14 protein-coding genes are annotated in these 13,157 nt (G+C 69.0%); 9 read left to right on the top strand and 5 right to left on the bottom strand.

The window, feature by feature from the left end; translation table 11 throughout:
- Both FW784_RS08120 and FW784_RS08115 read right to left on the bottom strand, forming a co-directional pair.
- Positions 1 to 345 (bottom strand): hypothetical protein (locus FW784_RS08120; protein ID WP_205123578.1); only part of this gene is annotated, 345 nt, incomplete at its 3' end.
- Between the two features lie 72 nt (positions 346 to 417).
- On the bottom strand, positions 418 to 708 hold the full coding sequence (locus FW784_RS08115) for a DUF2782 domain-containing protein (RefSeq protein WP_149352842.1): 291 nt from the start codon (positions 706 to 708) through the stop codon (positions 418 to 420).
- Positions 709 to 798: 90 nt separating this feature from the next.
- Between FW784_RS08115 and polA the strand changes: the two genes are divergently transcribed.
- Together polA and FW784_RS08105 are read left to right on the top strand one after the other, a co-directional pair.
- A complete protein-coding gene (gene polA / locus FW784_RS08110) occupies positions 799 to 3,558 on the top strand; it encodes a DNA polymerase I (RefSeq protein ID WP_149352841.1) in 2,760 nt (919 codons plus the stop codon).
- Positions 3,559 to 3,946: 388 nt separating this feature from the next.
- Positions 3,947 to 4,732 (top strand): ceramidase domain-containing protein, encoded by a 786-nt coding sequence (locus FW784_RS08105; protein ID WP_149352840.1) that lies wholly within the window; start codon positions 3,947 to 3,949, stop codon positions 4,730 to 4,732.
- On the opposite strand, the gene hemF is transcribed toward FW784_RS08105, so the two are convergent.
- The gene (gene hemF, locus FW784_RS08100) at positions 4,693 to 5,622 is read right to left on the bottom strand and encodes an oxygen-dependent coproporphyrinogen oxidase (protein ID WP_149352845.1); all 930 of its coding nucleotides are present in this window, start codon (positions 5,620 to 5,622) and stop codon (positions 4,693 to 4,695) included. The two genes, FW784_RS08105 and hemF, sit on opposite strands and share 40 nt — an antisense overlap.
- A 148-nt stretch (positions 5,623 to 5,770) precedes the next feature.
- Here hemF and FW784_RS08095 point away from each other — a divergent pair, with 148 nt between their 5' ends.
- The 4 genes from FW784_RS08095 to FW784_RS08080 all read left to right on the top strand — a co-directional run bounded on the left by FW784_RS08095 (position 5,771) and on the right by FW784_RS08080 (position 8,012).
- On the top strand, positions 5,771 to 6,502 hold the full coding sequence (locus FW784_RS08095) for a pseudouridine synthase (RefSeq protein WP_425481613.1): 732 nt from the start codon (positions 5,771 to 5,773) through the stop codon (positions 6,500 to 6,502).
- A gap of 91 nt (positions 6,503 to 6,593) precedes the next feature.
- The gene (gene arfB / locus FW784_RS08090; protein WP_149352838.1) at positions 6,594 to 7,010 is read left to right on the top strand and encodes an alternative ribosome rescue aminoacyl-tRNA hydrolase ArfB; all 417 of its coding nucleotides are present in this window, start codon (positions 6,594 to 6,596) and stop codon (positions 7,008 to 7,010) included.
- Between the two features lie 2 nt (positions 7,011 to 7,012).
- Positions 7,013 to 7,639 (top strand): lysophospholipid acyltransferase family protein, encoded by a 627-nt coding sequence (locus FW784_RS08085; protein WP_149352844.1) that lies wholly within the window; start codon positions 7,013 to 7,015, stop codon positions 7,637 to 7,639.
- A 169-nt stretch (positions 7,640 to 7,808) separates the two neighbouring features.
- The gene (locus FW784_RS08080) at positions 7,809 to 8,012 is read left to right on the top strand and encodes a hypothetical protein (RefSeq protein WP_149352837.1); all 204 of its coding nucleotides are present in this window, start codon (positions 7,809 to 7,811) and stop codon (positions 8,010 to 8,012) included.
- A gap of 139 nt (positions 8,013 to 8,151) precedes the next feature.
- Here FW784_RS08080 and FW784_RS08075 read toward each other — a convergent pair whose 3' ends face one another.
- Positions 8,152 to 9,087 (bottom strand): LysR family transcriptional regulator, encoded by a 936-nt coding sequence (locus tag FW784_RS08075; RefSeq protein WP_149352843.1) that lies wholly within the window; start codon positions 9,085 to 9,087, stop codon positions 8,152 to 8,154.
- A 120-nt stretch (positions 9,088 to 9,207) separates the two neighbouring features.
- On the opposite strand from FW784_RS08075, the gene aceB reads away from it, so the two are divergent.
- The 3 genes from aceB to FW784_RS08060 all read left to right on the top strand — a co-directional run bounded on the left by aceB (position 9,208) and on the right by FW784_RS08060 (position 12,790).
- Positions 9,208 to 10,812 carry a malate synthase A gene (gene aceB, locus FW784_RS08070; protein WP_149352836.1) on the top strand — a complete coding sequence of 535 codons (1,605 nt, stop codon included), beginning with the start codon at positions 9,208 to 9,210 and terminating at the stop codon, positions 10,810 to 10,812.
- Positions 10,813 to 10,908: 96 nt separating this feature from the next.
- On the top strand, positions 10,909 to 12,195 hold the full coding sequence (aceA, locus tag FW784_RS08065) for an isocitrate lyase (protein ID WP_149352835.1): 1,287 nt from the start codon (positions 10,909 to 10,911) through the stop codon (positions 12,193 to 12,195).
- Between the two features lie 139 nt (positions 12,196 to 12,334).
- Entirely contained in the window at positions 12,335 to 12,790 is a 456-nt protein-coding gene (locus FW784_RS08060; RefSeq protein WP_149352834.1) for a hypothetical protein, read from the top strand.
- A 64-nt stretch (positions 12,791 to 12,854) separates the two neighbouring features.
- Here FW784_RS08060 and FW784_RS08055 read toward each other — a convergent pair.
- Positions 12,855 to 13,157, bottom strand: a 303-nt coding sequence (locus FW784_RS08055) for a magnesium chelatase subunit ChlI family protein (protein WP_484482015.1), incomplete at its 5' end; no start/stop codon positions are given.

Raw genomic sequence — 13,157 nt, 5'->3', positions numbered from 1 at the left:
ATGCGGAAGTCGCCGCGCTCGCGCAGAACGCGGTGCGCCCGTGGTCGACGTCATCGACGGGGCGCCGGTCGCCACGGCCGCGTCATGCGCCGGAAGCAGCTTCGCGCCACCGAAATACACCAGCGGGGTGACCAGCAGCCCGGCCACCAGTGGCGCGATCCCCGCGCGGGTGCCGCCGCGGGCCATCGTCAATGCCGAAAGTACGAGCCCGACCACCACCAGCGCGATGCCGACCGCGCGCAGTACGTGCGGGCCCGGCAGCAGCAGGCAGGCCCAGCCCGCGACGAGCGCGACCCAGGCGAGGGCGGTCCAACGGGGGCGGGGGGCAGCGACGACAGCGCTCATGCAAAGACTCCTATTGGTCCGTAACGGGATGTTGTGGGGCCGGCGGCCTCGTGGCCCGGCCGCCCCGCCGATTCACCAGCCGAATATCTTGTACTGCACCGGCGTGACCGGACCATCGCCGCGGCGATGGTCGAGGCGGCCGTCGTTATCGTCGTCGGTCAGGTAATACGTGACGCCGCCCCGGGGCACGATCTTCACCACGCGCAACAGGCCAGCCACGCGGTACTCGGAGACCACGTCGCCGTTGTCGAGCGAACGCGTGGAGACCTGCGCATCGTGCAGGGCGAGCGTCGGATCATCGGCGGGCAGGCTGGCGCAGCCGGCGAGCATGCACAGGCCGAGCAGCAGGGCGGATCGAGGCATGGTCGGGCTCCGGTCGGGCTGCCAGCATACGGCCGCCTGCCGTGAAAGGCAGGCTCAGGCCGGGCGACAGGCGCCGCCTACAATCGACGCATGAAGAAACTCGTGCTGATCGACGGTTCCAGCTACCTCTACCGCGCCTTCCATGCGCTGCCGCCGCTCACCAATGCCCAAGGGGAACCCACCGGCGCGCTGTTCGGCGTGGTCAACATGCTGAAGGCCGTGCTGGCCGAGAAGCCCGATTTCGTTGCATACGTGGTCGACGATTCCGGCCCCACCTTCCGCGACGACCTCGACCCGCAGTACAAGGCCAACCGCGCGCCGATGCCCGACGACCTGCGCGCGCAGGTGCAACCGCTGTGCGACATCGTGCATGCGCTGGGCATCACCATCCTGCGCGAGCCGGGCGTGGAGGCGGACGACGTGATCGGCACGCTCGCCCTGCGCGGTTTCGACGAAGGGCTCGACGTCACCGTGTCGACCTCCGACAAGGACTTCGCGCAGCTGGTGCGCGATCCGGTCGACGGCCGCGGCGTGGCGCTGGTCAACACCATGAGTGGCAGCCGGCTGGACACGACGCAGCGCGTGATCGAGAAGTTCGGCGTGCGCCCGGACCAGATCATCGACTTCCTCGCACTGATGGGCGACAGCGTCGACAACATTCCCGGTGTGGAGAAGTGCGGCCCGAAGACCGCGGCGAAATGGCTGGCCGAATACGGCACGCTCGACGGCGTGGTCGCGAATGCATCGGCGATCAAGGGCAAGATCGGCGAGAACCTCGCGCGCGTGCTCGATCGCCTGCCGCTCAACCGCACCCTGACGACGATCAAGGTTGATTGCGAGTTGCCGCACGCGCCGCAGGACCTCGTGCTGCGCGAGCGCGATCACGACGCGTTGCGCGAGCTGTTCACCCGCTACGAGATGCGCCAGGCGCTGCGCGACCTCGAAGGCGGCGAAGTGGCCGCCGCGCCCGCCGGAGCGGGCAGCCGCGGCACCGCGGCGCAGGCGGTTATGCCGGTTGCGCTGGATCCGGCGTTGTCCGCCCCGGGCGAGTACGAAATGGTGGTCACGCCCGAACGCCTCGATGCGTGGATCGCGCAGCTGCGCGAGGCCGACGAATTCGCCTTCGACACCGAGACCGATTCGCTCGACGCCCTCTGCGCGAATCTCGTCGGGCTCAGCCTGTCGACCGAAGCGGGGCGCGCCTGCTACATCCCGGTGGCGCACGACTATCCCGGCGCGCCCGCGCAGCTCGACAGGGCCCACGTGCTGCGCGCGCTGGCGCCCCTGCTCGAGGATCCGTCGAAGAAGAAGCTCGGCCAGCACGGCAAGTACGACATCCACGTGCTGCGTTGCCATGGCGTCGACGTGCGCGGCTACAGCGACGACACGATGCTGGAGAGCTTCGTGCTCAACGCCACCGCGACCCGCCACGACATGGATTCGCTGGCGAAGAAATACCTCGGCTACGACACGGTGAAATACGCCGACGTCGCCGGCAAGGGCGCCAAGCAGATCAAGTTCTCGCAGGTCGCGCTCGACGATGCGACGCGTTACGCCGCCGAAGATGCCGATGTCACGCTGCGCCTGCACCGCGTGCTCGCACCGATGCTCGCCGCCGAACCGGCGCTGCATCGCGTGTATCGCGACATCGAGATCCCGCTGATCCCGGTGCTCGAACGCATCGAAGCGAACGGCGTGATGATCGACCCGGCCGAACTGCGCCGTCAGTCCGCCGACATGGCGCGACGCATGCTGGAGCTGCAGCAGCGCGCAACCGAGGTCGCCGGCCGCACCTTCAACATGGATTCGCCGAAGCAGATCGGTGCGTTGCTGTTCGACGAACTGGGGCTGCCCGCCACGGTGAAGACGCCGAGCGGCGCGCCATCGGTGAACGAGGAAGCGCTGGAGGCGATCGCCGACCAGCACGAACTTCCGCGGCTGATCCTCGATTACCGCGGGCTGGCGAAACTGCGCGGCACCTATACCGACAAGCTGCCGGAGATGCTCAATCCGCGCACGCATCGCCTGCATACAAGCTTCCACCAGGCGGGCGCGGCGACGGGTCGGTTGGCCTCGTCCGATCCCAACCTGCAGAACATCCCGATCCGCACCGAGGACGGCCGGCGCATCCGCACCGCGTTCATCGCGCCGGAAGGCCGCCGCATCGTCGCCTGCGACTACTCGCAGATCGAGCTGCGGATCATGGCGCACCTGTCCGAAGACCCGGCGCTGCTGCGAGCGTTCACGTCGAACGTCGACGTGCACACCGCGACCGCCGCAGAGGTGTTCGGCAAGACGATCGAAACGGTGGAGCCGGGCGAACGTCGCGCGGCGAAGGCGATCAACTTCGGCCTGATGTACGGCATGAGCGCGTTCGGCCTGGCGACTCGGCTTGGCATCTCGCGCGGCGAGGCGCAGGACTACATCGCGTTGTATTTCTCACGCTATCCCGGCGTGCGCGAATACATGGACCGCACGCGCCAGCAGGCGCGCGACCAGGGTTACGTGGAAACCGTATTCGGGCGCCGGCTGTACCTGGAGAACATCGCGGCACGGAACCAGGGCCTGCGGGCGGGCGCCGAACGCGCGGCCATCAATGCGCCGATGCAGGGCACCGCCGCCGACATCATCAAGCGGGCGATGATCGACATCCACGGCTGGCTGGCGCCGCATGCCGAGCGCGCCCTGATGGTGCTGCAGGTGCACGACGAACTGGTGTTCGAGGTGGACGAGGACTTCGTGCCCGACCTGATCGACGAGGTGAAAGCCCGCATGTCGGCGGCTGCCGAGCTCAAGGTTCCGCTGGAGGTCGATGCAGGGGTCGGCCACAACTGGGACCAGGCCCACTGAGGGGCTGCACCAAGACGGGGCAGCGGCAGAACGACAAAGCCGTCGCTTCCAGGTCACGCGCGGCCTACGCCCGCTTGGTTTTCGGCGACGCATCACGCTTCTCCGACAAGCGGCGGGAAAACGGTGAATCGCGCCTGAATTTTTCAAAAGACGCTCGGGAGCCTTCACTTGGCGTGCATGTTTCGGGTGTTTTCATTCCCCTGCGCCGGATGCAACGTCCGACGCTGATCCTCCCTCCCCTGGAGTGATCCCGGAACGTAAGGTCCCTCCCCAGACCCCGTTCCCGAGCCCCGCCGGCCCCCCCTGCCGGCGGGGCTTTTTATTTGCGCCGTCGGCGACCCCCGGCGAGCGGCCGTTACGATGCCGGATTCCCCGTCGAAACGGCCGCATGCCCCGACTCGTACTGACCCGCGTGCTGCTGCTCGCCGCCACGTTTGCCGCGATCGTCGCCCTCGCGTTGCACGGGCCGATCCCGCAGGACCCGGACTACCACCGTTTCGCCGACAGCCGCGTCGTCGCCGGCATCCCGAATTTCTGGAACGTGCTGTCGAACGTGCCGTTCCTGCTGGTCGGGATTTACGGGCTGCTACGTGTGCCGCGGCTCGAGTTCGGTCGCACGCGCGCGGGCTACATCGCGCTTTGCATCGGCATCGCCTGCGTCGCGCTGGGTTCCGGCGCGTATCACTGGGCGCCGTCCAACGCCACGCTTGTCGGCGACCGCCTGCCGATGACGATCGCTTTCATGGCGTTCTTCGCACTCCTGCTCGACGAGCGCGTCGTCGCGGACCCCCGCCGACTGGGGTTGGTCGCGTTGCTGCTGCTCGGCGTGGCGTCGGTGGCGTACTGGAACCTCACCGAACGCCTTGGCGCGGGCGACCTGCGTCCCTACGTGCTCGTCCAGTTCCTGCCGCTGTTGCTGGTGCCGCTGATCCTGCTGTTGCGACCGTCGCGATGGCTCGACACCCGCTGGCTGGTGCTCGCGCTGGTCGGCTATGCCGCGGCGAAGGCACTGGAACATTTCGACGCACAGATCTTCGCGATGTCGGGTGTCGTGAGCGGGCACACGCTCAAGCACGTGGTCGCGGCGGCGTCGGCGGCCTGCATCCTGCGCGCGGTGCCGGCGCGCGCCGCTGCTCAGCCGAGCTCGGTCAACCAGTCGCGCGGGCGCAGGTAATCCTGCAGTCGCGATTCCGGCGTGCCCGGCGCCGGCACGTAGCCGTATTCCCAGCGCACCAGCGGTGGCAGGCTCATCAGGATCGATTCGGTGCGCCCACCCGACTGCAGCCCGAACAGCGTGCCGCGGTCGAACACCAGGTTGAACTCGACATAGCGACCGCGACGGTACAGCTGGAATTCGCGCTCGCGCTCGCCGTAGGGCGTGTCGCGTCGTCGCTCGACGATCGGCAGGTAGGCGTCGAGGAACCCGTCGCCGACCGCGCGCATGTAGGCGAAGTCGGTATCGAAGTCGTCGTGCAGGTCGTCGAAGAACAGCCCGCCGACGCCACGGGTCTCGCCACGGTGCCGCAGCAGGAAGTAGTCGTCGCACCAGTGTTTGTGCGCCTGGTATCGCGCCTCGCCGCCGAACGGTGCGCACAGGGCGCGCGCGGTGCGATGCCAGTGCAGCACGTCTTCGTCGAACGGATAGAACGGCGTCAGGTCGAATCCGCCACCAAACCACCAGGCCACGGTTTCGCCGTCGCGTTCGGCGCGGAAGTGGCGCACGTTCGCGTGCGTGGTGGGCACGTTGGGATTGCGCGGGTGGAACACCAGCGACACGCCCACCGCCTGCCACGATGCGCCCGCCAGTTCCGGGCGGCTCGCGGTGGCGGACGGCGGCAGCGTGGTGCCGCGCACGTCGGAGAAGCCGATGCCGGCCTGTTCGAACACCGCGCCGTCGCGCAGCACGCGCGTGCGGCCGCCGCCCTGGATCGGCGACACGAGCGCCGGATCCTTGGTCCACGCGTCCTCGACGAAACGCGCGCTGTCGTCGACGTGCTCGACTGCGGCGCAGATCCGGTCCTGCAGCGCGGTCAGGTAGCCGCGGACGATGTCGAGCTCGGGCAGGCGCGTGTTCATCGCACGATTCTAGCGATCGCCGCGCGCGTGGCTTGGCGCGGCACCAGCGCCGACGCGCGTGCGCGGATGAACCGGCAGCTGCCGCGGCAGGCCGCGAGCGCGCACGGCCCGTCCCGCACGTCGGCCGCCTGCGACAATGACGGCCCGCTCCGGAATCGCCATGACCGACCTCGCCCTGCCCGTGCTTTACCGCGACGATTCACTCGCGGTGGTCGACAAACCCGCCGGGCTGATGGTGCACGACAGCGCGCTCGCCCGGGGCGAGAGCGACTTCGCCGCCGACCGGCTGCGCGAGCAGTTCGGTCGTCCCGTGTTCCTCGTGCACCGGCTCGATCGCGCGACGTCGGGTTGCCTGCTGCTCGCCTTCGACCGCGAAAGCGCGTCGACGCTGGGGCGCAGCCTGATGGCGCACGAAGTCGAGAAGACCTACTGGGCGGTCTGTCGCGGCTGGCCGGACGAGGCGTTCACCGTCGACCATGCACTCGACGGCGGCCCCGGCAAGCCCGAAAAGAAGCCTGCGATCACCGACTTCCGCCGACTGGCGACGTGCGAGATAGACACGCCCAGCTCGGGCTTCGAGACGTCGCGCTATGCCTGGCTCGAGGCGCGGCCGCGCACCGGGCGCTTCCGCCAGATCCGTCGGCATCTCAAGCACGTGTCGCACCACCTGATCGGCGACACCAGCCACGGCGACGGGCGCCACAACCGCGCGTTCCGCATGCGCGGCATCCACCGGATGCTGCTGCACGCACGCGCGATCGGGTTCGTGCATCCGGCGACCGGCGCCGCCATGAAGGTCGATGCGCCGGCCGCGGGCGAACTCGCCGCCGCGCTGGCGTTGTTCGATGCGATGCCGGTCACGCCCTGATGTCGACGCGGCTGCAGCCGGGCCGGGCGCACGCGCGGAAATCGCCATCGCGCCGGCGTGATCACGTCGCGACTGCCTAGAATCACGCCGCATGAGCCCGACGCCTTCGATCGAGATACCCGAGAACGAACTCGTCGAGCGCTTCGTGCGTTCGGCCGGGCCGGGTGGACAGAACGTCAACAAGGTCGCGACCGCGGTGGAGCTGCGCTTCGACGTCGCGAATTCGCCATCGCTGCCCGAGCCCGTTCGCGAACGCCTGCTCGCGCGACGCGACCGGCGTCTGACCGGCGACGGCGTGCTGGTCATCAGCGCGCAACGCTTCCGCACGCAGGACCGCAATCGCGAGGATGCTCGCGAGCGCCTGCATGCCTTCGTGGAAGCCAGCCTGCAGGCGCCGAAGAAGCGCGTGGCGACGCGACCTACCCGGGCCTCGAAGGAGCGCCGCCTCGATGCGAAGCGTGGGCGCAGTACGATCAAGAAAGGCCGCACCGCGCGGGACTGGGATTGAGCATGGGCGACGGCTATCCGGCACACGAAGGCGCCCCGGGACGCGTCCCGCGGATGCCGCCACGCGTGCCACAGGTGCCGCCGAACCGCCTCACGCGCGGCGTCGGGCGGCTGGTGTTGCGGCTCGGTGGCTGGCGCATGGTCGGGGAACTGCCTGACGCGCCGAAGGTCGTGCTGATCGGCGCGCCGCATTCGTCGAACTGGGACGGTATCTGGGGCTTCGCCGCCAAGCTCGCACTGGGGCTCGACATCCGCGTGCTCGGCAAGGACACGCTCTTCAAGGTGCCCGTGGTCGGCGCGATCCTGCGCGGCCTGGGCGTGTTGCCGGTCGACCGCAGCAATCCGAAGGGCGTGGTCGAGCAGGCCGCGGCGATGCTGCGCGACGCCGACGCGCTCTGGTTCGGGCTGGCGCCGGAAGGCACGCGGCGGCGGGTGGAGAAGTGGAAAAGCGGCTTCTGGAAGATCGCGCGCGCCGCCGATGCTCCGGTGCTGCCCGTGTATTTCCATTACCCCGACCGCGTGATCGGCATCGGCCCCCTGTGGCGCATGACCGAAGATTTCGGCGCGGACATGCGGCGCATCCGCGCCTGGTACGCGCCGTGGCAGGGCAAGAATCGCGGGACGGTGTAGTGAACTGCGCCTCGTGCGAGTCATCCGCCTCGCCGAACCGCCGCACCGATCCCGGCGATGGTCGGCCGCGACCGCACCTCCAAGCGGATTTGAAGAGGCTGGAAGCGGCGCGATCTCGCATCCACCGCAAGGCATGCCGGCAGGGCCGCGGTGCCCCGATGGGGCGGGCATGAGCACGTCCGTTCTGCTGCTCGGCGTGCTGTTCAGCTCGATCGGCCTCGGCTACTCCATGTACGGCCGCAAGCAGCGCGCGGGCGTGCCGCTCGTATGCGGCATCGCGCTGATGGGGGTGCCTTATTTCATCTCCAGCGTCGCCCTGCTTGTCATCGTTGGCGTGGTCCTCGCGGCGATACCCTGGTTGTTGCGAGGCTAGGCCGGCGATCACCGGGCAAGGCGCGCGGGCGTCACTCGGTGGTGCGCGTCGACGCGGCGCGGGTCGCGTGGCCACCGCTGCGCGCCACGTAGGCAGCAGCGCCAAGCGTGCAATACGCTCCGCGCAGTACGTCGCCGAATCAGGCGGCGCGCGTCGCCGCCGCGCCCCACGCTCGAACCAGTTCGATGAACGCGCGCGCCTGCGGGCTCAGCGCGCGGCCGCGGCGCGTCACCACGCCGTAGCTGCGCGACGGGAAAAACGTCGACAGCGAGCGCGACGCCAGCCGCGCCCCATCGGCCTCGGTCAGGCAGATCGCCGTGACGATGCTGATGCCCAGCCCCATCGCCACGTACTGCTTGATCACCTCCCAGCCGCCCACTTCCAGTGCCACGGTGTACGACACGTGCGCGCGCTGGAACACCATGTCCACCATGCGGTACGTGGTCTGGCGTTGCGGCGGCAGGATCAGGCCGTAGGGCGAGAGGTCGGCGATCTCGATGTCCGGCTTGGTCGCGAGCGGGTGGTCCGGCGGCGTGATCAGCATCGGTTCGTAGGAGACGACCGGCTGGTAGGCGAGGTCGCCCGGCACGTCGAGCATCGAGCCGACCGCGAGGTCGGCACCGTCGTCGCGCAGCAGGTTGAGCCCGCGCGCGCCGGTGACGTTGTGCAGGATCAGGCGGATGTCCGGGTGCTGCGCGCGGAAGGCTTCGACGATGCGCGGCAGCAGGTAGACGATGGTCGAGCTGCCGGCCGCGACGTGCAGCTCGCCGGCGTCGAGCCCGCGGATGCGGTCGCGGAACAGCGCGTCCAGGTTGTCGAAACCCTCCACCAGCGGGCGGGCGAGCTCGTACAGCGCTTCGCCCTCGCGCGTGAGCGTGAGTCGCCGCCCATTGCGCTCAAGCAGGCTCACGCCGAGGTCGCGCTCAAGGGCCTGCAGCTGCAGTGTCACTGCTGGCTGGCTGAGGAACATGGCCTCGGCCGCGCGCGACACCGAGCCGAGGCGGGCGGTCTGGCAGAACGCGCGCAGCGGTTTGAGGCGGTCGGCCTTGTAGGCGAAGCGGGGCGTGGCCGGGATCCTGGGCATGAGGGTCGCGTGTATTCGATTTGCTCATACATCGCATTGTTAAAACTTGTTTGTCAAATACCACACGCCGGCGCATGGTCCATTCACACGGGAAAGCCATGAGGTGACGCGATGTCGGCAGTGCTGATGGAGTCGGGCGACGGGATCCGCGGGATCGAGGTGCTGGGCACGGCCGACGGGCAGGCCGGCCTGCTGACGCCTGCCGCGCTCGCGTTCCTCGCCGGGCTCCACCGCCGCTTCGAGTCCGCGCGCCAACGCCGCCTGCAGACCCGCCGCAGCCGCCAGGCCGACTTCGACGCCGGCGCGCTGCCGGAATTCCGCGCCGATACCGTCCACCTTCGCGCCGCCGACTGGCGCGTCGCGCCGCTGCCGGCGGCGCTGCAGGACCGGCGCGTCGAGATCACCGGGCCGGTCGACCCGAAGACGGTCATCAACGCGCTGAACTCCGGCGCGAAGGTCTACATGGCCGACTTCGAGGACGCGACGTCGCCGACCTGGGGCAATCTCGTGCAAGGCCAGCAGGCGCTGCGCGGCGCGGTGGCCGGCACGCTCGAGTTCACCGCGGCGAACGGGAAGCACTACGCACTGAAGCCGTTCGCGCAGCAGGCCGTGCTGATGGTCCGTCCGCGCGGCTGGCACCTCGACGAGAAGCACGTCCAAGTAGACGGCGAGCCCATGGCCGCCGGCCTGTTCGACGCTGGCCTGTTCGCGTTCCACAACGCCCGCGCGTTGGCCGCGAAGGACCGCGGCCCGTTCTTCTACCTGCCCAAGCTCGAATCGATGGAGGAGGCACAGCTGTGGAACGACGTGCTCGCCCAGGTCGAGCACGAACTCGACCTGCCGCGCGGCCAGATCCGCGTCACCGTGCTGATCGAAACGCTGCCCGCCGCGTTCGAGATGGACGAGATCCTGTACGCGCTGCGCGAGCGCATCGTCGGCCTCAACTGCGGTCGCTGGGACTACGTCTTCTCCTACGTCAAGACGTTCCGTCGCCATCGCGACAAGGTGCTGCCCGAGCGCGCCCAGGTGACGATGGCGCAGCCGTTCCTGCGGGCGTATTCCGAGATGCTGATCCAGACCTGCCACCGCCGCGGCGCGCATGCGATGGGCGGCATGGCGGCGCAGATCCCGATCTCTACCGATGCCGACGCCAACGCCGCCGCGCTCGCCAAGGTGCGCGCGGACAAGCTTCGCGAAGTCACCGCCGGACACGACGGCACTTGGGTCGCGCATCCCGCGCTGATCCCGCTGGCGCAGGCCGTCTTCGACGAGCGCATGCCCGGGGCGCACCAGAAGCACCTCACGCGCGAGGACGTGCTGGTCACCCGCGACGATCTCGTCACCCCGCCACTCGGGTCGATCAGTCGCGCCGGTTTCGAAAGCAACGTCGAGGTCTGCGTGCGATACCTGGCCGCGTGGCTCGACGGCAACGGCTGCGTGCCGATCCACTGGCTGATGGAAGACGCCGCCACCGCCGAGATCGCGCGCGTGCAGCTCTGGCAGTGGCTGCATGCCGGCGACCTGCACCTGGACGACGGCACGCCCGTCGACGAAACCCTGTTCGAACGCGCGCTGATGACGCTGCCCAGCCTCGCGGCGACCGACATCCCCGGGGCGAGCCGAATCAACGAGGCGATCGGCCTGCTCGACCGCCTGACCCACGGCGATGAACTCGAGGACTTCCTGACGCTGCCCGCGTACCGGCGCCTCGACTGACGCACCCCCACAACCCGTGATGACCCCGACCGTGCGCAACGCGAACGGAACGGCCTCGCTTTGCCTCGTTAACGACGACCCGACAGGAGTTCCGCCATGACCACGCTTCCGAACGCCGACCAGCTCCGCCAGCAATGGGCCACCGATGCGCGCTGGAGCGGCATCACCCGTCCATATTCCGCCGAGGACGTGGTGCGCCTGCGCGGCCGCATACCGGTCGAGCATTCGATCGCGAAGCTCGGCGCGCAGAAGCTCTGGAACTCGTTGCGGACCTGCGACTTCGTCAACGCGCTCGGCGCGATGACCGGCAACCAGGCGATGCAGCAGGTCAAGGCCGGGCTGAAGGCGATCTACCTGTCGGGCTGGCAGGTCGCCGCGGACGCGAACATCGCGGGCGAGATGTATCCCGACCAGTCGCTGTATCCCGCGAACTCCGTGCCGCAGGTGGTCAAGCGCATCAACAACACGCTGCTGCGCGCCGACCAGATCCAGTGCGCCGAAGGTGTCGGCGACATCGATTTCCTGCAGCCGATCGTTGCCGACGCGGAAGCGGGTTTCGGCGGCGTGCTCAATGCGTTCGAGCTCATGAAGGCGATGATCGAAGCCGGCGCCGCCGGCGTGCACTTCGAGGACCAGCTCGCGAGCGTCAAGAAGTGCGGCCACATGGGCGGCAAGGTGCTGGTGCCCACGCGCGAGGCGATCGACAAGCTGGTCGCCGCGCGCCTCGCCGCAGACGTCATGGGCGTGCCGACGCTGATCGTCGCGCGCACCGACGCCGAGGCCGCCGACCTGATCACCTCGGATGTCGACGACAACGACAAGCCGTTCTGCACCGGCGAGCGCACCGTCGAAGGTTTCTACAAGACGCACAAGGGCCTGGACCAGGCGATAAGCCGCGGGCTCGCGTATGCGCCGTACGCGGACCTCGTCTGGTGCGAGACCGGCAAGCCCGACCTCGAATTCGCGCGCAAGTTCGCAGAAGCGATCCACGCGAAGTACCCGGGCAAGATGCTCGCCTACAACTGCTCGCCGAGTTTCAACTGGAAGAAGAACCTCGACGACGCGACCATCGCGAAGTTCCAGAAGGCGCTGGCGACCTACGGTTACAAGTTCCAGTTCATCACCCTCGCGGGCTTCCACGCGCTGAACTACTCGATGTTCAACCTCGCCTACGGCTATGCGCGCAACCAGATGAGCGCGTTCGTGGAACTGCAGGAAGCCGAGTTCGCCGCTGCCGATCGCGGCTTCACCGCGGTCAAGCACCAGCGCGAGGTCGGCACCGGTTACTTCGACGCGGTCACGCAGACGATCCAGGGCGCGCAGTCGTCCACCGTGGCGCTCAAGGGCTCGACCGAAGAGGAGCAGTTCGAGAAGGCGGCCTGAGGCGCACGAACGCCCGGCGCCCGCGCGAAGCGGCCGTTTGATCGCGGCCGAGAACCTGCGCTCGCGCGCCGACCAACGCGCTTGACCGGCGCCGGCGGCGGGGCGGAGGATCAAAAACCGCCCCGTGAGGAGGTCGGCCATGATCCGTAAACCTCTCGTCCTTGCCGCGCTGCTTGCCACCTCGGTGGCGCTGGCCCAGGACACACCGAAAGTCGAGCTGATCCGCGCGCAGCAGACGCAGCTGCGTGCGGACATGGACGCCGGCAAGGTTGCGTTGACGCCGCGCGACGCCCTGCAGGTCCGCAAGGACCAGGACACCGTGTTCGAGATCATCGGCCGCAAGCCGTCGCTCGAGGCGATGAACATCCAGGAACGCGTCACGCTGGACAACGCGCTGGAGCGCATCAACGCCAGCGTGCAGGGCACGCGCGTCGCCGACGACCGGAAGGACGTCTGCCGCTACCAGCGCGTCACCGGTTCAAAGCAGCTGCAGCTCGTGTGCGGCACGCAGGACGATCGCGACCGCGCGCGACAGGGCGCACGCGCCTACCTCGAGAAGACGCGCATCTGCGAGCCGCCCTGCAACGGTCGCTAGTGCGTGCATCGCGGCGCTGCTCCGATCGTCGGTCCGGCGCCAGCGCCGCCCGCGCCGCGGTGCATCAGGTGACGCCGGCGGGCTCCGATTCCCGCTGCCGGTCGAGCGCCCGGTAGCCGATCGCTTCGGCCAGGTGTGCGGTGCCGATGTCGGGCTCGCCGGCGAGGTCGGCGATCGTGCGCGCGGTGCGCAGGATGCGCACCATCGATCGCGCCGACAGCTGCAGGCGTTCGACGGCCTGTTCCAGCAGCGACTGGTCGCGCGGCTCGAGCCGACACAGTGCAAACGTCTGGCTGGGCGTGAGGCGCGCGTTGGGCGCGCCGCACCGCGCGGTCTGCAGCGCTCGCGCACGTTCGACGCGGGCCCG

Origin of the sequence: Cognatilysobacter lacus (assembly GCF_008274655.1) — a bacterium.
GTDB classification, from domain to species: Bacteria; Pseudomonadota; Gammaproteobacteria; order Xanthomonadales; family Xanthomonadaceae; genus Cognatilysobacter; species Cognatilysobacter lacus.
Note: the sequence above shows the minus strand (reverse complement) of the source record. Positions and strands in the feature narration are given on the sequence as shown.